This is a genomic window from Streptomyces sp. NPDC051776, from assembly GCF_040681345.1.
GTDB lineage: Bacteria > Actinomycetota > Actinomycetes > Streptomycetales > Streptomycetaceae > Streptomyces.
Genome location: NZ_JBFAYQ010000004.1, coordinates 129,784 through 149,475, shown reverse-complemented (window position 1 = coordinate 149,475; position 19,692 = coordinate 129,784). Strand labels below are relative to the sequence as shown.

At 70.2% G+C, this 19,692-nt stretch carries 12 protein-coding genes; 2 read left to right on the top strand and 10 right to left on the bottom strand.

Features of this window, described 5'->3' with window-relative positions:
• Positions 1-28: 28 nt before the first annotated feature.
• The 5 genes from AB0M26_RS05435 to AB0M26_RS05415 form a co-directional block, all read right to left on the bottom strand.
• A complete protein-coding gene (locus AB0M26_RS05435; protein WP_365254855.1) occupies positions 29-883 on the bottom strand; it encodes a carbohydrate ABC transporter permease in 855 nt (284 codons plus the stop codon).
• A 3-nt stretch (positions 884-886) separates the two neighbouring features.
• The gene (locus AB0M26_RS05430) at positions 887-1,768 is read right to left on the bottom strand and encodes a sugar ABC transporter permease (protein WP_365255255.1); all 882 of its coding nucleotides are present in this window, start codon (positions 1,766-1,768) and stop codon (positions 887-889) included.
• A 41-nt stretch (positions 1,769-1,809) separates the two neighbouring features.
• A complete protein-coding gene (locus AB0M26_RS05425) occupies positions 1,810-3,168 on the bottom strand; it encodes an ABC transporter substrate-binding protein (protein ID WP_365254852.1) in 1,359 nt (452 codons plus the stop codon).
• Between the two features lie 185 nt (positions 3,169-3,353).
• Positions 3,354-4,043, bottom strand: a complete 690-nt coding sequence (locus AB0M26_RS05420; RefSeq protein WP_365254849.1) for a response regulator — start codon at positions 4,041-4,043, stop codon at positions 3,354-3,356.
• A complete protein-coding gene (locus AB0M26_RS05415) occupies positions 4,040-5,674 on the bottom strand; it encodes a sensor histidine kinase (RefSeq protein ID WP_365254846.1) in 1,635 nt (544 codons plus the stop codon). Before AB0M26_RS05415 ends, AB0M26_RS05420 begins: the two co-directional genes overlap by 4 nt.
• A 152-nt stretch (positions 5,675-5,826) precedes the next feature.
• Between AB0M26_RS05415 and AB0M26_RS05410 the strand changes: the two genes are divergently transcribed.
• Entirely contained in the window at positions 5,827-7,248 is a 1,422-nt protein-coding gene (locus AB0M26_RS05410; RefSeq protein WP_365254843.1) for a cation:dicarboxylase symporter family transporter, read from the top strand.
• Between the two features lie 148 nt (positions 7,249-7,396).
• Positions 7,397-9,739, top strand: coding sequence for an ATP-binding domain-containing protein (locus tag AB0M26_RS05405; protein WP_365254840.1), 2,343 nt, complete (start codon positions 7,397-7,399; stop codon positions 9,737-9,739).
• A gap of 51 nt (positions 9,740-9,790) precedes the next feature.
• On the opposite strand, the gene glgB is transcribed toward AB0M26_RS05405, so the two are convergent.
• From glgB to AB0M26_RS05380, 5 genes are all read right to left on the bottom strand, one after another.
• Complete coding sequence (glgB, locus tag AB0M26_RS05400; RefSeq protein ID WP_365254837.1) at positions 9,791-12,178, bottom strand: 1,4-alpha-glucan branching enzyme; 2,388 nt, start codon at positions 12,176-12,178, stop codon at positions 9,791-9,793.
• Between the two features lie 224 nt (positions 12,179-12,402).
• Positions 12,403-13,944: a phosphotransferase gene (locus tag AB0M26_RS05395; RefSeq protein ID WP_365255253.1), complete on the bottom strand. Its 1,542-nt coding sequence runs from the start codon at positions 13,942-13,944 to the stop codon at positions 12,403-12,405.
• A 327-nt stretch (positions 13,945-14,271) separates the two neighbouring features.
• Positions 14,272-16,065, bottom strand: coding sequence for a maltose alpha-D-glucosyltransferase (treS, locus tag AB0M26_RS05390; protein ID WP_365254834.1), 1,794 nt, complete (start codon positions 16,063-16,065; stop codon positions 14,272-14,274).
• Positions 16,062-18,050 carry an alpha-1,4-glucan--maltose-1-phosphate maltosyltransferase gene (locus AB0M26_RS05385; RefSeq protein WP_365254831.1) on the bottom strand — a complete coding sequence of 663 codons (1,989 nt, stop codon included), beginning with the start codon at positions 18,048-18,050 and terminating at the stop codon, positions 16,062-16,064. Before AB0M26_RS05385 ends, treS begins: the two co-directional genes overlap by 4 nt.
• 309 nt (positions 18,051-18,359) lie before the next feature.
• On the bottom strand, positions 18,360-19,571 hold the full coding sequence (locus AB0M26_RS05380) for a S8 family peptidase (protein ID WP_365254828.1): 1,212 nt from the start codon (positions 19,569-19,571) through the stop codon (positions 18,360-18,362).
• Between the last annotated feature and the right edge of the window lie 121 nt (positions 19,572-19,692).

Below are 19,692 nucleotides of genomic sequence, written 5' to 3'. Positions count from 1 at the left end.
GGCGAGGGCGCGCGCGCCGACGCGGCCTTCAGCCCTTGACCGCGCCGCCGAGCGTGAACCCGCCGCCCAGTCGCCCCGAGATCAGCACGTACAGCAGCACCACCGGGGTGGAGTAGAGGATGGAGAAGGCCGCGAGCTGCCCGTAGACGATGGACCCGTAGTTGCCGAAGAATGTGAAGATGGAGACGGATGCCGGGAGTTGATCGGGGCTGAGCAGCAGCATGAAGGGGACGAAGAAGTTCCCCCACATCATGATGAAGCTGTAGATCGTCACCACGGTCACCCCGGGGCCCATCAGCGGCAGCACCACCCGCACGAGCGTCTGCAGTGACGAGGCCCCGTCCGTCCAGGCGGCCTCCTCGAGGACCATCGGGACCCCATCCATGAAGTTCTTCATCAGCCAGATGGCGAACGGCAGTTGCGAGGTGGCCAGGAACAAGGCCGTGCCCCGCATGGTGTCGATCAGATCGACCTGGACGAACAGACCGTAGACCGGAACCATCACCGCGGTGATCGGCAGACAGGTCGTGAACAGGACGGTCAGCAGATACGGCCGGTTCAGCCGCGACCGGAAGCGGGACAGCGGGTAGGCCGCCAGCGCCGCACAGGCCACCGTCAGGGCCGTCGCACCGCCGCACAGCAGCAGGCTGTTGAGCATCGGTGTGAAGGTGATGTCGTCCGTCATCACCGCGGAGAAGTTGTCCAGCGTGGGCGTCTCGGGCGGCCGTACGCGCAGGGTGGCGTCGGCGTCCACGGAGGCCAGCAGCAGCCAGGTCAGCGGTACGGCGAAGGCGGACGCGAGGACGAGGAGCGCGGCGTCGGCGGCCAGACGGCGGCGGGCGCGGCGGGAGACGGGCACCCTGAGGGGCCGGGGCGGGGGCACCGGTCACACCTCCGTGCGCAGCAGGCGCAGATAGACCACCGAGAACAGCGCACCGACCAGCAGCAGGAGCAGCGCCACCGCCGTGCCGTAGCCGATCAGGCTCTTCAGGAACGCCTGGTCGTACATGAACACCGGCAGGGTCTGGCTGCGGTCGCCCGGTCCGCCGCGGGTCATGGCCCAGATGAGGCCGAACACCGAGAGCGTCTGCAGGGTGTTGAGCATGAGGTTGGTGCCGATGGAGCGGCGGATCATCGGCAGGGTGATGTGCCACAGCCGCCGGTGCCCGCGCGCCCCGTCGACCTGGGCCGCCTCGGTGATCTCCTTCGGGATCCCGGAGAGTGCGGCGGAGTAGACGAGCATCGAGAAGGCGGTGCCGCGCCAGACGTTGGCGAAGGAGACCGCGAGGATGGGGAGGGTGAACAACCAGTTCTGGGAGGGGAGATGGAGCTGGCCGAGAAGTGCGTTGAGCGTCCCCTCGCGGCGGAAGAAGGCGTAGAGCAGAAAGCCCGCGACGATCTCGGGCACTACCCAGGCGGTGATGACGATCGCGCCGGTGAGGGTGCGCACCGGCTTCGAGGCGCGCCGGAGGAGTCCGGCGAGCGCGAGGCCCAGGGTGTTCTGCCCGAGGATCGAGGAGATGAGGGTGAAGACGAGGGTCAGGACGACGGCGTTGCGGAAGTCGTCGTCGGCGAAGGCCCGCCGGAAGTTCTCCAGGCCGACGAAGTCCGCGGACGACGAGCCGGTCAACTGCATGTCGGTGAAGGCGATCCAGACGCAGTAGCCGATCGGCCCGCCGAGGAAGAGCAGCAGCAGGAGGGTGGCGGGGGCGAGCGGCAACCAGCGCAGCGGGCCGCGGGCGCGCGGCCGCGGGCGCCCCGCCGCCATTTCGGCGGCCGCCTCGGCGGGCGGCGCGGTCGCGGTGCTCATCAGGGCCTGTTCAGTACGGCGCCGTCGGTGATGGACCTCACCTGGTCGTCGTAGGCCTGTGCGGCCTCGGCGGGCGAGGCGTCACCGGTGGTGACGGCCTCCATGGCCTCGCCGATGGCGGTGGAGACCTGCGGATAGACGGGGAGCGCCGGCCGGTAGCGGGTGTACTCCACCAGGGAGGTGAAGAAGTCGATGCCCGGCATGGATTTCCTGTACTCCGGATCGGCGGCGACGTCCTCGCGGACCGCGATCTGTGCGTTGACCACGTCCCACTCGACCGCGTTCTCCTTCGTCTGGAGCTGCTCGATGAACTTCCAGGCGAGATCGGGATTGTTGGCCTTGGCGGGAATGGCCCAGGTCCACCCGCCGGACATGCTGACCTTTCCGGGCGCCTGGCCCTTCTGGGTCGGCATCGGCGCCTGCCGCAGCACGTCGGGCCACTCGGGCCACGGTTTTCCGCCGGACTTCTGCCACTGCTGGCCGATCCAGGAACCGTCGAGGTTGATCGCGAGTTTGCCTTCGGGTAGCAATTCGGTGGCCACACGGGTGTTGATGTTGGGGTCGAGGGCGTCGGACGGGTCGGGGCCGAGCTTCTCCCCGTAGACGGTCCGGACGAACTCCAGGGAGTCCTCGAAGCCCTGCCCGCCGGCGACCCACTTCTTCGCCTGCGGGTCGTAGAGCGGGTCCTCCCCCGTGCCGTAGAGCAGCATCTCGAAGCCCTGCATGGCGGCGACTTCGCCGGGTGCCTTGCCGGTGTAGACGTTCAGCGGGACGACACCGGGGACCTTCTTCTTGATGGTGCGGGCGGCGTCGAGGATCTCGTCCCAGTTCTTCGGCTGCCAGTCCCCGGGGAGCCCGGCCTTGGCGAAGATGTCCTTGTTGAACCACAGTCCGCGGGTGTCCGTGCCGTCCGGGATGCCGTACGTCTTGCCGTCCTCGGCCTTGGCCGCGGTCTTCGCCGTGTCGACGAATCTGTCCCAGGTGTCCCAGGACTCGAGGTGGTCGTCGAGCGGGCGGAGATAGCCGGCCTTGATGTCGGAGTTGATACGGAAGGTGTCCTCGTAGACCAGATCGGGCGCGGTCTTGGGGGAGCGCATCATCTGCTGGACCTTGGCGGCGTAGTCGTTGTCCGGCGCCTGGATGGGGACCAGTTCCACCTTCTTGCCGGGGTTGGCCTTCTCGAACTGCTTCTTCACCGAGGCCAGTAGTTGGTCCTTGAACCGGATCTTGTTGTCGGTGCTGCGGTTGTAGGCGACCTTCACGGTGTCGGTGTCGCTGCCGGAACCACCACCGCAGGCGGTGAGGGCGGCGGCGGTGAGGACGGCGGAGAGGGCGATCAGCGGAGCGGTGGGGCGCACGGCACGACCTCCTGAAAGCACCTGGCGGGCTGCTCGGTGACCGTACGAGCGGCTGAACGGGGGGTCAATGCCCCGGGATATCGCCTCGTCAGATCCGTGACAACGTTGTTATTCGCCATCTCTGGGAGGGAGTTCGAAGGCGAAACCGATGGGACCCCGCACCAAGAGAACTCGCTGACGTACCGTCAGGGATGGCTGAGCCAGCGGTAGCAGAGTTCGGGGCGGCCCACCTGCCCGTATTGCGGGCTGCGTTCGGCACGAGCCGCGTCCACCAGGTGCTCCAGATAGCGCCGGGCGGTGATCCGCGAGATGCCCACCGCCTCGCCCGCCGCGCTCGCGGTGACACCCTGCGCTCCCGAAGAGCGCAGGACGCGCGTGACCGCCTCCAGCGTGGGGCCGCTCAACCCTTTGGGAAGGGAGGCCGGTTGGGGGGCGCGCAGCGCGGCCAGCGCGCGGTCCACCTCGTCCTGACCGCTGGCCTCGCCGGCCGACGCGCGGAAGTCGGCGTAGCGGACGAGCCGGTCGCGCAGGGTCGCGAAGGTGAAGGGCTTCAGCACGTACTGCACCACACCGAGCGAGACCCCCTCGCGGACCACCGCCAGATCGCGGGCCGAGGTCACCGCTATGACATCGGCGGTGTGCTCGGCCGCGCGCAACAACCGTACGAGCTGCAGGCCGTGACCGTCCGGAAGATACAGGTCGAGCAGCAGCAGATCCACCGGCTCGCGCTCCAGATGGCGCTGCGCCCCGGCACCGGAGTGCACGGTCCCGGCGACGGCGAAGCCCGGCACCCGCTCGACGTAGAGCGCGTGGGCGTCCGCGGCGACCGGGTCGTCCTCGACGACCAGGACGCGGATCGGCGGGAGGCCGGTCATGCGCGCACCCGAGCGGGCAGCGGAAGCCGGACGGTGAACTCGGCGCCGCCGTCGGCCGACCGGCCGAGCGAGATCGTTCCGCCGTTGCGGCGGACGGCCTGGCGGACGAGGGCCAGGCCCAGGCCGCGCCCCGGCCCGAGCCCCGCCTTTCCAGCGGGTGCCTTGGTGCTCCAGCCGCGCCGGAAGATCTCGTCCATCTCGCCCGCGTCCACGCCCGGTCCGGTGTCCACGACCCGGATCAGCAGTTCGCCGTCCTCGGCGCGGGCCGTGACGGTGACCCTGGCACGGCGGTCCGCGCGGCCCTCGGCTGCCGCGTCCACCGCGTTGTCGACGAGGTTGCCGAGGACGGTGACCAGGTCGCGCGCCGGCACCGTGTCGGGGAGTACGCCGTCGTGGATGCTGCTGTCCGGGGTGAGTTCGAGCTCGACCCCGCGTTCGTTCGCCTGCGCAGCCTTGCCGAGCAGCAGCGCGGCGAGCACCGGTTCGGCCACGGCTCCCACCACGGTGTCGGTGAGTACCTGGGCGAGTTGGAGTTCGGCCGTCGCGAACTCCACCGCCTCGTCCGCCCGTCCCAGTTCGATGAGCGAGACGACCGTGTGCAGGCGGTTGGCCGCCTCGTGCGCCTGGGAGCGCAGGGCCTCGGTGATGTCGCGCACCGAGTCCAGCTCGCCGGAGAGCGCCTGCAGCTCGGTGTGGTCCCGCAGGGTCACGACGGTGCCGCGCTTCTCGCCGCTGGAGACGGGTGAGGTGTTGACCACCACGATCCGGTCGGTGGTCATGTGGACCTCGTCCACCCGCTGCTCGGCGGCCAGCAGCGCGCCCGTCAGCGGGGCGGGCAGGCCCAGTTCGGCGACGTTCCGGCCGACCACGTCGGCCCCGACGCCGAGCAGATCCCGCCCGGCGTCGTTGATCAGGGCAATCCGCCGCTGCCCGTCCAGCATCAGCAGCCCCTCGCGCACCGCGTGCAGTGCGGCCTGGTGGTAGTCGTGCATCCGGCTCAGCTCGGTCGCGTTCATCCCGTGCGTATGACGGCGCAGCCGAGCATTCACCACATACGTCCCGATACCCCCCAAAATCACCGCTCCCGCGGCGACCGGCAGCAGACCGGCGAGCTGCCGCTCCACCTGGGCGCTGATCCGCTCCACCGTGATGCCCGAGCTCACCAGCCCGATGATGCGCCCGTCCCCGTCGGCGCCGTCCCGAATCGGGGTGACCACGCGGACGGAGGGGCCGAGCCTGCCGGTGTAGGTCTCGGTGAAGGTGCGGCCGCGCAGGGCCTCCGCACGGTGGCCGAGAAACGTCTCGCCGATCCTTGCGGGGTTCGGGTGGGTCCAGCGGGTGCCCCGCGGATCCATGATCGTGACGAAGGCGACGCCCGCCTCCTTGCGGACCCGCTCGGCGTAGGGCTGGAGGACCACGGAGGGGTCGCCGCCGTGGATCGCGGCCCGGACGGAGGGGGAGTCGGCGATGGCGCGGGCCGCGGCGGTCGTCTGCCGCTCCGCGGCGTCCTCGGCCTGCTGGCGGGCGGTGAGGTACGCGAAGACCGCGCACCCGGCCACCACGGCCGCGACCAGCACGACCTGCATCGCGAAGAGCTGGCCGGCCAGGCTGCGGGGACGGGGGATGCGCATGGCTGCCAGTCTGCCCGGCCACCCGCGCGGTGCGGAGATCCGGTCGTGAACGAAATGAACGCAAGGGTGACGCGGGTCACACCGTGGTGGATATTCACCGGGACGCCGAAGGACGTGAGCCGCACGTTCTGCGCCAGGACAAGGAGAATCCCGTGGCTGCGCAAACCCCGCCACCCCGGCTGCCGGTGAAGACCGGAGAGAGAACGAAGCGGGACCGGACCCACTACCTCTACCTCGCCGTCATCGGAGCCGTGCTCCTCGGCATCGTGGTCGGCTTCGCCGCGCCCGGGGTGGCGGTCGAGCTCAAGCCGCTGGGCACCGGCTTCGTCAACCTGATCAAGATGATGATCTCGCCCATCATCTTCTGCACGATCGTCCTCGGCGTCGGGTCGGTGCGGAGGGCCGCCAAGGTCGGTGCGGTGGGCGGGCTCGCTCTCGGCTACTTCCTGGTCATGTCCACCGTGGCGCTCGGCATCGGCCTGGTGGTCGGCAACATTCTGGAACCCGGCTCCGGGCTCGAGCTGACCGAGGCCGCGCGCAGCGCGGGCGAGGCGGAGGCCGAAGGCGCGGCCACCTCAACCCCGGACTTCCTGCTCGGCATCATCCCGACCACACTCGTCTCGGCCTTCACCAGCGGTGAGGTGCTGCAGACCCTGCTGGTCGCCCTGCTCGTCGGGTTCGCGCTGCAGGCCATGCGGTCCGCCGGTGAGCCAATCATCCGCGGTATCGGGCACATCCAGCGGCTGGTCTTCCGGGTCCTGGCGATGATCATGTGGGCTGCACCGATCGGCGCGTTCGGCGCGATCGCGGCCGTGGTCGGCGAGACCGGCCTCGACGCCCTCAAGTCGCTGGCCGTCATCATGATCGGCTTCTACGTCACCTGTCTGCTGTTCGTGTTCGTGGTGCTGGGTCTGCTGCTGCGCGTGGTCGCCGGGATCAACATCCTGACCCTCCTGAAATACCTGGCCCGGGAGTTCCTGCTGATCCTCTCCACATCCTCGTCCGAGTCGGCGCTGCCCCGGCTCATCGCGAAGATGGAGCATCTCGGTGTCAGCAAGCCGGTGGTCGGCATCACGGTGCCGACCGGCTACTCCTTCAACCTGGACGGTACGGCGATCTACCTGACCATGGCCTCGCTCTTCGTCGCCGAGGCCATGGGGGACCCGCTGTCGCTCGGGCAGCAGATCTCGCTGCTTGTCTTCATGATCATCGCCTCGAAAGGGGCGGCGGGTGTCACCGGCGCGGGCCTCGCCACGCTCGCGGGCGGTCTGCAGTCGCACCGGCCGGAACTCCTCGACGGCGTCGGCCTGATCGTGGGCATCGACCGGTTCATGAGCGAGGCCCGAGCGCTGACGAACTTCGCGGGCAACGCGGTCGCCACGGTGCTCGTCGGCACCTGGACCAAGGAGATCGACAAGAACCGGGTGCACGAGGTGCTCGCGGGACGGGTTCCGTTCGACGAGAGGACGCTCGTCGACGATGACGGCACCGGCGGCGATGCCGCTGGCGGGCACGCGCTCGGCGGCGTGCCGGGACAGCCCGAGGGCGGCGCGAAGGAGAAGGCCTCGGTGTAACGGCAGCCGCATCCACGGCCGCATCCGCCCAAGAGAAATCCCCCGGCGAATTGACAGCCGGGGGATTTCTTTGCGTATATTGAGTCTTTCGCGACTTCGCAGAATTGAGTCACGGGAAAAGTGCTGAGGACAGCATATCCGGGTGGGAGTGGAATTGTCAAACACGGAATCACCGGACCAGGAATTGCAGGGCGAGCAGAAATTCATCGACCACGTCTACGACCGGGTTGACGCCCTGCGCAAGGAAGCCGAGGCCTCGGTGGCCGAGGCCATGGTGCCGGTCGGCAACGGGCAGCAGGCACTCGTCGAACGCGATGTCGTGGTGGCCGAACGCTCCGGGCTGCTCGCCGCCCTGAATGCGATCGACGCATCACTCTGCTTCGGCCGCATCGATCTCACCGAAGCTCCCGGCGCTCCCGCCTCCGGTGAAGACACGGAGAAAAGCGGCGGTGCCAGGGAGGGCGCCGGCGCCACGCACCACATCGGCCGTATCGGAATCCGCGAGGACGACGCCGACCGCACCCCGATCCTCATCGACTGGCGTGCCCCGGTCGCCCGCCCCTTCTACCTCGCCACCGGCCATACGCCGATGGGCCTGCGCCGCCGCCGCCACATCACCACCGAGGGCCGCACCGTCACCGCCCTGCACGACGAGATCCTCGACCTCACCGACACCACCCGCACCGGCCATGAGGACCCCTCCGGTGACACCGTCCTCCTCGCCGCGCTCAACTCCGCCCGCACCGGCCGCATGAGCGACATCGTCCAGACCATCCAGGCAGAGCAGGACCGCATCATCCGCGCCCCGCACCGCGGCGTCCTCGTCGTCGAAGGCGGCCCCGGCACCGGCAAGACCGCGGTGGCCCTGCACCGTGCCGCCTTCCTCCTCTACGAGCACCGGGAGCTGCTGGCCCGGCGGGCCGTTCTCATCGTCGGGCCGAACCCCGCCTTCCTCGGCTACATCGGAGAGGTGCTGCCCTCCCTCGGCGAGACCGGGGTCCTGTTGTCGACGCTCGGCGAGCTGTACCCCGGCGTCCACGCCACCGCCGCAGACACCCCGCACGCCGCCGCCGTCAAGGGCCGCGCCGGGATGGCGGACGTCCTCGCCGCGGTCCTCGCCGACCGGCAGGCGCTGCCCGACCCCGTCATCGCGGTCATCCACGACCGCGAGGCGCTGCTGCTGGACGCAGACCTCGTACGGGTCTGCCGCGAACGGGCCCGTGGGACGAAGCTTCCGCACAACCTCGCCCGCGAGCACTTCGAGGGGTTCCTGCTGAACGAGCTGACCGACATGCTCGCCGAGCGCATCGGCACCGACCCCTACGACGGCAGCAATCTCCTCGACCCCAGCGACATCTCCCAGTTGCGGGAGGAACTGGATGACAATCCGGACTTCCACGCGGCCGTGGACCAGCTCTGGCCGCGTCTCACCCCGCAGCGCCTGGTCACCGACTTCCTCGCGGACCCCACCCACCTCCCCGCCGAGGAAGCCGCCGCCATCCGCCGTACGCGGGGCGGTTGGACTCCTGCCGACGTCCCGCTGCTCGACGAGGCCGCCGAACTCCTCGGCCAGGACGAGCGGGCCGCGCGCGCCGCGGCCGAGCTGGAGCGCCAAGAGCAGATCGCGTACGCCCAGGGCGTGCTGGACGTCGCGTACGCCTCCCGGACGTACGAGTTCGAGGATCGGCACGACGAGGAGTCGGAGGTGCTTGGCGTGCACGACCTCATCGACGCCGAGCGCATGGCCGAGCGCCACGAGGAGGCCGATCACCGCAGCGCCGCCGAGCGGGCCGCGGCCGACCGCACCTGGGCGTTCGGCCACATCATCGTCGACGAGGCGCAGGAACTCTCGCCGATGGCCTGGCGATTGCTGATGCGGCGCTGCCCCACCCGCTCGATGACGCTCGTCGGCGACCCGGCGCAGACGGCGGAGGAAGCGGGCGCCGGATCGTGGAGCCGCATCCTCGGCCCGTACGTCGAGGACCGCTGGGAGCACACCCGGCTGGCCGTCAACTACCGCACCCCGTCGGAGATCATGGACGTCGCGGCGGCCGTGCTGCGCTCCGCGTACCCGGACTTCGAACCGCCCAGCTCCGTACGGTCCACCGGTACGCGCCCCTGGGCGTGCGCGACCGATGCCGCCGGCCTCGGCCGTACCGTGGCCGAGCACGTCGCGGAGGCCGCCGCGGACGAGGGGCGGCTCGCCGTGATCGCCCCGACCGGCCTGCACGCCGAACTGGCCGCGCATCTGCCGGACGTGACAGCCGGGGACAAGCCCGACCTGACCCGGCCGGTAGTACTCCTCCACCCCCGCCAGGCGAAGGGGCTGGAGTTCGACACGGTCATCGTCGTCGAGCCGTCCCGCTACACGACCAGTGATCTGTACGTGGCGCTGACCCGGGCCACGCAGGCGTTGGGCATCGTGCACACGGAGGGGCTTCCGAAGGCACTGGAAACGGCGGTCCGACCGCCGGTCCTTCCAGGACGGTGAAGGGCCCGCGGACGTCGTCGTCCGCGGGCCTCCGTCGGTGTGCCGGGGCAGTCAGACCGGCCGCAGCCAGATCGTGGCCAGGGGCGGCAGCACGGGCGTGATGCTGTTGGGTCGTCCGTGCCACGGCGTGGGCTCGGACTTGAGCAGGTCGGGGTTGGTGACGTCCCCGCCCCCGTACCGCGCCGCGTCCGTGTTCAGGATCTCCAGCCACCCCGAGTGCTGCCCCGGTACGCCGAGGCGGTAGTCGTGCCGGACCACCGGCGAGAAGTTGCTCACGCACAGCAGCGGATTGCCGAACGCGTCGTGCCGGGTGAAGGCGAAGACGTTGTCGTCCGCCGCCCCGCCCTCGACCCAGCTGAAGCCCGCGGGGTCGGTGTCGCGTTCCCAGAGGGCGGGCTGGTCGAGGTAGGTCCGGTTCAGATCCCGCACCAGATCGCGCACGCCCCGGTGATCGCCCGCCGAGTGGTAGGTGTCGTCCAGCAGCCACCACTCCGGGCCGTGCGCCTCCGACCACTCCGCTCCCTGCGCGAACTCCTGGCCCATGAAGAGCAGTTGCTTGCCCGGGTGCGCCCACATGAAGCCCAGGTACGAGCGGTGGCCGGCGCGCCGCTGCCACCAGTCGCCCGGCATCTTCGTCACCAGCGCCTGCTTGCCGTGCACCACCTCGTCGTGCGAGATGGGCAGTACGTAGTTCTCGCTGTACGCGTACACCATCGAGAAGGTCATCTCGTCGTGGTGGTGCTTGCGGTGGACCGGCTCCTTGGCCATGTAACCGAGCGAGTCGTGCATCCAGCCCATGTTCCACTTCAGGCCGAAGCCCAGGCCGCCGAAGCCGCCGGGCCCGGTGTGGTGGGTGGCGCGGGTGACGCCGTCCCAGGCCGTGGACTCCTCCGCGATGGTGACGATGCCGGGACAGCGCCGGTAGACGGTCGCGTTCATCTCCTGGAGGAAGCGCACGGCGTCGAGGTTCTCCCGGCCGCCGTACTCGTTGGGGGACCACTGGCCGCCCTCGCGCGAGTAGTCGAGATAGAGCATCGAGGCGACGGCGTCGACCCGCAGACCGTCGACATGGAACTCCTCGCACCAGTACACGGCGTTCGCGACCAGGAAGTTGCGCACTTCGCGGCGGCCGTAGTCGAACTCCAGCGTGCCCCAGTCGGGGTGCTCGGCCCGGTTCGGGTCGGAGGGTTCGTACAGCGGCGTCCCGTCGAACCGGGCCAGCGCCCAGTCGTCCTTCGGGAAGTGCGCGGGCACCCAGTCGACGATGACGCCGACCCCGGCCCTGTGCAGGGCGTCCACCAGGAATTTGAAGTCGTCGGGCGTGCCGAGGCGGGCGGTCGGGGCGTAGTACGAGGTGACCTGGTAGCCCCAGGACCCGCCGAAGGGGTGCTCGGCGACCGGCATCAGTTCCACATGGGTGAAGCCCAAGTCCTTGACGTAGGCGGGCAGTTGTTCGGCGAGCTGCCGGTACGACAGACCGGGTCGCCAGGAGGGAAGGTGCACCTCGTAGACCGAGAGAGGTGCCTCGTGGATCCGGCGGTCGGCACGGTGGGCCATCCACTCCTCGTCGCCCCACTCATGGCGGGAGACGGCGACGATCGAGGCGGTCTCCGGGGGGCACTGTGTGCGCCGGGCCATCGGGTCGGCCCGCAGCGTGTGGGAGCCGTCGACGGCGGCGACGTCGAACTTGTAGAGCGTGCCCTCGCCGACGCCCGGCAGGAACAGTTCCCAGATGCCGCACGACCCCAGCGAGCGCATCGGAAAGCTGGTGCCGTCCCAGAAGTTGAAGTCCCCGGCGACGCGGACACCGCGGGCGTTCGGCGCCCAGAGCGTGAACCGGGTTCCCTCGACGCCCTGATGGGTCATCGGATGCGCGCCCAGCGCGCGCCACAACTCCTCGTGACGGCCCTCGGAGATCAGATGGAGGTCGAGGTCACCGACGGAGGGCAGGAAGCGGTACGGGTCCTCGACGGTGAGCGTGACCCCGTCGTACGCGACCTCCAGCCGGTACTGCGGGATCTCGCTGAGGGGCAGCACACCCGCGAAGATCCCGTCCTCCTCGTGGATCAGTTCCGCGCGCAGCCCGCCCGCGACGACGGTCACGGAGCGGGCGAAGGGGCGCAGGGCGCGGAAGACGACGCCGCCGGGGGAGGGGTGTGCGCCGAGCAGCGCGTGCGGGTCGTGGTGCTCGCCGTGGAGCAGCCGCCGACACTCACCCGGATCCAGCGGTGGCGCGGGCCGGACCCCTGGACGGCCGGACCCGGGCCGTACGGTGCCCCGGCCGCTGGCGGTGGCGGTACCGGGCGGCGCGGTGCCGGCACCGCCAGGAGCGGACGGCACCGGGGTCGCCTCCGCTGACGGGGCGGGTCCGGCTTTCCTCACCGGAGGCACGGGAGTTGCGTCGGACGGGCGGATCTCGGGCGGGGTACGGCGGGTCACGGGGTGAGTCCTCCTCGGGGACGGGCGGGCGTCGGGCTCCGCCGTACTGCGGGCGGGGCGGCTTGCCGGCAACGGGAGTTGGAGCGGGCTGTACCGCTCCCGGGACACTCGCCCCGCCACGGGGACGGGTGACCCGAAGCCGGCGGCTCACGCTGGGAATCACTGCGGGCGCACGGGGACGTGCCCCGGTCCGGACGTACGAGCGCCACCGGGTCATGCGGAAGTCATCCGGACGACGGTCGGGGCGTGGCGCCCGGCGAGGGCAGGGCACCGGCATCGGGCCGGAGGGGCCCGGCGCTCCCGCCGCCCGGAGCCGCGGATCCCCCCGGCCCGGGTCCGGCTTCGGAGGTCGGGCGCGCCTTCGGGGCACGGCCCCTGGACGGTGGCGCCGTAGAGCCCGCCGCGTTTTCGGGGCGGGCCAGCCGCTCGATGGCGGCCATCGGCACCGGCAGCCAGTCCGGCCGGTGCCGGGCCTCGTACAGCACCTCGTACACCGCCTTGTCCGTCTCGTAGGCGCGCATCAGCTCCGGCTCCCGGCGCGGATCGGTGCCCGCCGCCTCGGCGTAACCGTCGCAGTACGCGGCCCGGTTGCGCTTCGCCCACTCCAGGGCCCAGGCGGACGAGTCGGGTCCGGGACGGCAGGCGCGGGCCGCGTAGTCGAAGGAGCGCAGCATGCCGGCGATGTCGCGGGCCACGGGCTGGACACGGCGGCGCTCGACGATGGGCCTGGCCGGTTCTCCCTCGAAGTCGATGAGGGCCCACCGGCCGTCGCGCGCAGCGCGCAGCGTCTGGCCGAGGTGCAGATCACCGTGTATCCGCTGGGCGGGCCAGGTGCGGCCGCGCCGGCCCAGTTCGGCGAGGTTGTCGAAGGCGGCGCGGAGCGGATTGCGGTACGGGCGCAGCGCGGGAACGGAGGCGGCAGCCGAGTCCAGACGCGCGATCATTCCCGCCGCCAGCAGCTCGATCTGCCGCCGGCGCAGCACGGCGGTGGGCAGAGCGTCCGCCAGTGCGGTGTGCACCTCGGCGGTGGCCCGCCCGAGCGCGCGCGCCGAGCCGGTGAAATCGGCCCCGACGGCGAGGGAGTTCAGGGCGAGCTGCCAGCCGTCGGCGGAACCGCGCAGATACGGCTGGAGGATGCCCAGCGTCATCGATTCGGCGGACGGGCTCTCGAACCATGCCGTGGGATGCGGCACCCGGTCGCACCCGGCGTGGGCGAGCGCCAGTGGCAGTTCGAGGTCCGGGTTGACCCCGGTGCCGACCCTCCGGAAGACCTTCAGGATGTACGCATCGCCGTACACCACAGAGGAGTTGGACTGCTCGGCGGTGACCGGGCGCGGGATCAGCCCGGAGGGGATGGAGGTGGACGGGGCGCGGGTGAAGCGCAGGGCCCCGAGTCGCCCCGGAACCCGGAGCCGCTCCAGCAGCAGTCCGGCGAGCCGTGGGTCGTAGAGCGCCTCGTAGACCGTACGGCCGTGCAGCGGGCCGCCCGCGGGCCGGCCGATCAGGGCGTGGGCGAGCTGTGGTGGCAGGACGGAGCGGATGCCGAGCAGAAGTTGGTAGCAATCGCCGCCGCCGATCTGCGTCCGCGACGGCGACTGCTGAGCGGTGACGAGCAGGTGGAGCAGCCCCGGCGACGCGCCGCCCGCTCCGCAGGGCAGCAACTCGGTCGCGGAGACCAGGGTGAAGCCGCTGATCGGCGTGCCCTTGCCCGCGAACCACCGCTGGTGGGGCAACCATTCACGCAGCAGCGGAACGAGTGAGGGCATCAGTGCCCGGTCGCTTCCCGTGGCCGCGTCGGGAGCACGGGACACAGGGGCAGGGGTGGCCGCGCGGGTCGGGTTGGCGCGGGTCGAGCCTTCCGACATGGCGTCGCGTCCTTTCCCCGGGCACACCACAGATGGGCAGAGTGTCCCGGATTGCGGCAAAGCTGTCCGGCGGTGCGGGACGTGTCGGGAGAGGATCGTCCGTACAGGTAGAGCGATTGGACTACTCGCTGTACGGCGCTGCTTCTGCAGCGTGGTACATGAGGAACAGAGTGCCCATGGCGGGACGGCGGAAACCGAAGCGGTGCCATCCCGCCAGATCGCGGGAGTTCAGCGTGCGATGGGCAGGGGCCGTGCCGGATCCGGGGCTGTGAGGACCTCGTCGTCCGCGGCCGCCGCGGCTGCGCTCGCCGCCCCCGCGGAGGTCGCTCCGGGCGCCCGCAGCCGGAACCAGTAGAAGCCGTGCCCGGCGAGCGTGAGCAGGTACGGCAGCTCGCCGATGGCCGGGAAGCGCACGCCGCCGATCAGCTCGACCGGGTGCCGTCCGTTGAACGTCTGCAGATCCAGCTCGGTGGGCTGCGCGAACCGCGAGAAGTTGTTCACGCAGAGGACGAGGTCGTCCTTGTACTCGCGCAGGAACGCGAGCACCGCCGGGTTGCTGGAAGGCAGTTCGGTGTACGAGCCGAGGCCGAACGCCGGGTTCTGCTTGCGGATCTCGATCATCCGCCGGGTCCAGTGCAGCAGTGATGAGGGCGACGACATGGACGCCTCGACATTGGTGACCTGGTAGCCGTAGACCGGGTCCATGATGGTCGGCAGATAGAGCCGCCCCGGATCGCAGGAGGAGAAGCCGGCATTGCGATCGGGCGTCCACTGCATCGGGGTGCGCACCGCGTCCCGGTCGCCGAGCCAGATGTTGTCGCCCATCCCGATCTCGTCGCCGTAGTAGAGGATCGGCGAGCCGGGGAGGGAGAGCAGCAGCGCGGTGAACAGTTCGATCTGGTTGCGGTCGTTGTCGAGCAGGGGCGCGAGCCGTCGGCGGATCCCGATGTTGGCGCGCATTCGCGGGTCCTTGGCGTACTCCGCGTACATGTAGTCGCGCTCTTCGTCCGTGACCATCTCGAGCGTCAGCTCGTCGTGGTTGCGCAGGAAGACGCCCCACTGGCAGCCGGACGGGATGGCCGGGGTCTTGGCCAGGATCTCCGAGACCGGGTAGCGGGACTCGCGCCGCACCGCCATGAAGATCCGCGGCATGACGGGGAAGTGGAACGCCATGTGGCACTCGTCGCCGCCCTTGGCGTAGTCGCCGAAGTAGTCGACGACGTCCTCCGGCCACTGGTTGGCCTCGGCGAGCAGCACGGTGTCGGGGTAGTTGGCGTCGATCTCGGCCCGCACGCGCTTGAGCAGGTCGTGGGTGCGTGGGAGGTTCTCGCAGTTGGTGCCCTCCTCGGCGAACAGATAGGGCACGGCGTCCAGCCGGAAGCCGTCGATGCCGAGGTCGAGCCAGAAGCGCAGCGCGGAGACGATCTCCTCCTGGACGGCCGGGTTCTCGAAGTTGAGGTCCGGCTGGTGGGAGAAGAAGCGGTGCCAGTAGTACTGCTTGCGCACCGGGTCGAAGGTCCAGTTGGACGCCTCGGTGTCCACGAAGATGATGCGTGCGTCCTGGTACTGCTTGTCGTCGTCGGCCCAGACGTAGTAGTCCCCGTACGGCCCGTCGGGGTCGGTGCGCGACTGCTGGAACCACTCGTGCTGGTCGCTGGTGTGGTTCATGACGAAGTCGATGATCACGCGCATGCCGCGCTGGTGAGCGGCATCGACGAACTCCACGAAGTCGGCGAGGTCGCCGAACTCGGGAAGGACGGCGGTGTAGTCCGAGACGTCGTAGCCGCCGTCACGCAGCGGGGACTTGAAGAACGGCGGCAGCCAGAGGCAGTCGACCCCCAGCCACTGGAGGTAGTCGAGCTTGGCGGTCAGGCCCTTGAGGTCGCCGACGCCATCGCCGTTGCTGTCCTGGAAGGAGCGTACGAGCACTTCGTAGAACACCGCGCGTTTGAACCAGTCGGGGTCACGGTCCTTGGTCGGGGTGTCTTCGAAGGTGTCCTGGACGGGCTCGTTGACGATCATGTGGTGGGTGACCCTCCGATCGGTGAGGACGGTCGCAGGGTGCATACGTGCGCGGGCGCGATGCCCGGCGTCAGGCGCACGTAGTTGTCCCTGCCCCAGTGATAGGTCTCGCCGGTGAGCTCGTCGCGCACCGGGACGGACTCATGCCGGTCCAGGCCGAGTTCCGCCATGTCCAACGAGACCGTCGCCTCCTGGGTGTGGTGGGGGTCGAGGTTGACCACGGTGAGGACGCAATCGCTCCCGGAGCGCTTGGAGTAGACGATCACCGCGTCGTTGTCGGCCCGGTGGAAGTGCATGTTCCGCAGTTGCTGCAGAGCCGGGTGACGCCGCCGGATCCGGTTGAGCGTGGTGATGAGCGGCGCGATGGTGCGGTTCTCGCGTTCGGCCGCCTCCCAGTCGCGCGGGCGCAGCTCGTACTTCTCGGAATTCAGGTACTCCTCGCTGCCGCTGCGCACCGGGGAGTTCTCGCACAGCTCGTAGCCCGCGTAGACGCCCCAGGCGGGGGAGAGGGTGGCGGCGAGGACGGCGCGCACCTCGAAGGCGGGGCGGCCGCCGTCCTGGAGGTAGGCGTGCAGGATGTCGGGGGTGTTCACGAAGAAGTTCGGCCGCATGCAGGAGGCCGCGTCCCCGGAGAGCTCGGTGAGGTAGTCGGTCAGCTCCTGCTTCCCGTTGCGCCAGGTGAAGTAGGAGTACGACTGCTGGAAGCCGATCGCGGCGAGGGTGTGCATCATCGCGGGCCGGGTGAACGCCTCGGCGAGGAAGATCACGTCGGGATCGGTCCTGTTGATGTCTCCGATGACCTTCTCCCAGAAGATGACGGGCTTGGTGTGCGGGTTGTCCACCCGGAAGATCCGCACCCCGTGGTCCATCCAGAAGCGCAGGATGCGCAGGGTCTCCCGCACGATGCCGCGCATGTCGGCGTCGAAGGCGATCGGATAGATGTCCTGGTACTTCTTCGGCGGGTTCTCGGCGTACGCGATGGTGCCGTCGGCGCGGTGGTGGAACCACTCGGGGTGCTCGTCCACCCACGGGTGGTCCGGCGAGCACTGGAGCGCGAAGTCGAGTGCGACCTCCATGCGCAGATCGCGTGCTTTCTCCACGAAGCGGTCGAAGTCCTCGATCGTGCCGAGGGCCGGGTGGACGGCGTCGTGGCCACCGTCGGGAGAGCCGATCGCCCAGGGCGAGCCCACGTCGTACGGGCCCGCGGACAGGGAGTTGTTCGGGCCCTTGCGGTAGGCGGTGCCGATGGGGTGGATCGGCGGGAGGTAGAGGACGTCGAAGCCCATCGCGGCGATGGCGGGCAGGCGTTCGCCCGCGGTGCGGAAGGTTCCGCTGACGGGAGGTCGCCCGTCCCTGACGACGGCCCCTTCCGAGCGGGGGAAGAACTCGTACCACGACCCGTAGAGCGCACGGCGCCGCTCGACCTGGAGGGGGAGGGGCCGGGAGGAGCTGACGAGTTCGCGCAGCGGGTGGCGCGTGAGGGTCCGCGTCACCTCCGGTGCGAGGGCCGCGGCCAGCCGGGCGGCGGCGGGCCGGAGTTCGTCGCGCAGTGCGTCGGCCGCCTGCAGGACGCACTCGCGGCCCTCGCTCTTGGGTACTCCGGCGGCGGCCTGTTCGTGCAGTTCCGCCCCCTCCGCCAGGACCAGCTCGATGTCGATGCCGGCCGGAATCTTGACCCCGGCATGGTGCCGCCAGGTGGCGACCGGATCACCCCACGCCTCGACCGTGTAGGTCCAGCGCCCCTCGGTGTCGGGTGTGACCTCGGCGCCCCAGCGGTCGGTGCCGGGCGCCAGTTCGCGCATCGGGGTCCACGGCCCGGCCCGCCCGCCCGGGTCGCGCAGGACCACATTGGCGGCGACGGCGTCGTGGCCCTCGCGGAAGACGGTGGCGGAGACGAGGAAGGTCTCACCGACCACCGCCTTCGCCGGGCGCCGCCCGCAGTCGACGAGCGGATGGATGTCGAGTACGGGAATGCGTCCGATCACTGGATCACCTGGAAGCGTCGCTGTTCGGGCCTTTTTACGGGCTTTTGTACTTTCTATCGGCTTCACGGAAGGGGGACGGGCTGCGGGCATGGACGCTCCTGTCCGCGTTCACTCAGGTGGGCGACTGTGTCCTGCGGGTGTGTGCGCGGCGTGCTCGTTCCGTTACCGGATGAGCCTGCCCCGGGGGAGTGCGCCCCCAACCGGCGCGGCGGCGGCTACTGTCGCGTAAGGGTAAAAACGCGCAACGGCCCCGCGGCGTGTGCCGCGGGGCCGTTCGGGCACCGGCGTCGGCCTGCCGGTGCCGGTGCGTCAGTTCTTCACTTGCACAAGACGGTTCGGCGAGCCGAGGCCCGCGTCGCCGACCTTGCCCCGGGCAGCCCGGTCCACCAGCGCCTTGGCCACGCCGGCCGGACTCGCTGACGGATGGTCGCCCAGATACACCGCCGCCGCGCCGGCGGCGTGGGGTGCGGCCATGGAGGTGCCGGAGATCGTCTCGGAGCCGGAGTGCGAGTCGTTCCAGGCCGACGTGATGTCGACGCCCGGCGCGAACAGATCGACCGTTCCGCCCCAGTTGGAGAAGGAGGCCCGCTGATCGGTCCGGTCCGTCGCGCCCACGGTGATCGCCTCGCTCACCCGGGCGGGGGAGAACAGATCCGCCGGGAGGCCGTCGTTGCCGGCGGCGACGGTGAAGGCCACCCCGGAGGCGATCGCATTGCGTACGGCCGCGTCGAGCTGGGAGTTGAGCAGCCCGCCCAGACTCATGTTCGCCACGGCCGGCTTCTTCGCATGTGACGCGACCCAGTCGATTCCCGCGATGACCTGGGCCGTGGAGCCCGAGCCGTCACTGTCCAGCACTCGTACCCCGACCACCCGGGCGTTCTTGGCAACCCCGTACGTGTCGCCGGCGATGGTCCCGGCGACATGCGTGCCGTGACCGTTGCCGTCGTTCGCGACCGCGTCGTCGTCCACGAAGTCCCAGCCGCTGGAGGCCCGGCCGCCGAAGTCCTGGTGCGCGGTCCGTATCCCGGTGTCGATGACGTAGGCCGTCACCCCCGACCCGCCGTCGCCGGGCCAGGTGTAGGACTTGTCGAGCGGGAGGCCGGCCTGATCGAGCCGATCGAGGCCCCAGGAGGGCGGGTTCCGCTGCGTCCCGGTGATGGAAACCTCGGTGTCCTGGACGACGGAGGCCACACGTGGGTCGGCCGCGAGCCGTCCGGCCTGCGCCGGAGGAAGCCGCAAGGCATAGCCGTTGAGTGCGGCGCCGTACGTATGGCGTATCGATGCCCCGTATTTGCGGGCGAGGCTCTTGCCGGCCGAGGAGGCGGCGGGCAAACCCCCTGAACCGGACTTGAGTGTGACGATGTAGCTGCTGCGGATGGCGCCGGGTGCTCCGGCGCCCACTATGCGGCCCTCGAAGGGGGCGGCCTGCGCGGGCAGCGTGACGGCGGAGAGAACTGCTGCGGTGGCCGCCGCGGTTGCGGCCGCGGACAGACGCGCGTGCGGACGTCGGGTAGTTGCCATGGGATCCCCTTCCTAGGACCTCGGTCAACCTTGTTCACAGTTTCGTCATACGTCACTCTCGACAAACCGACTTGTACGTATCTCAACAAACTCCCCACGCGGATGCACCGAACGGGCGCAT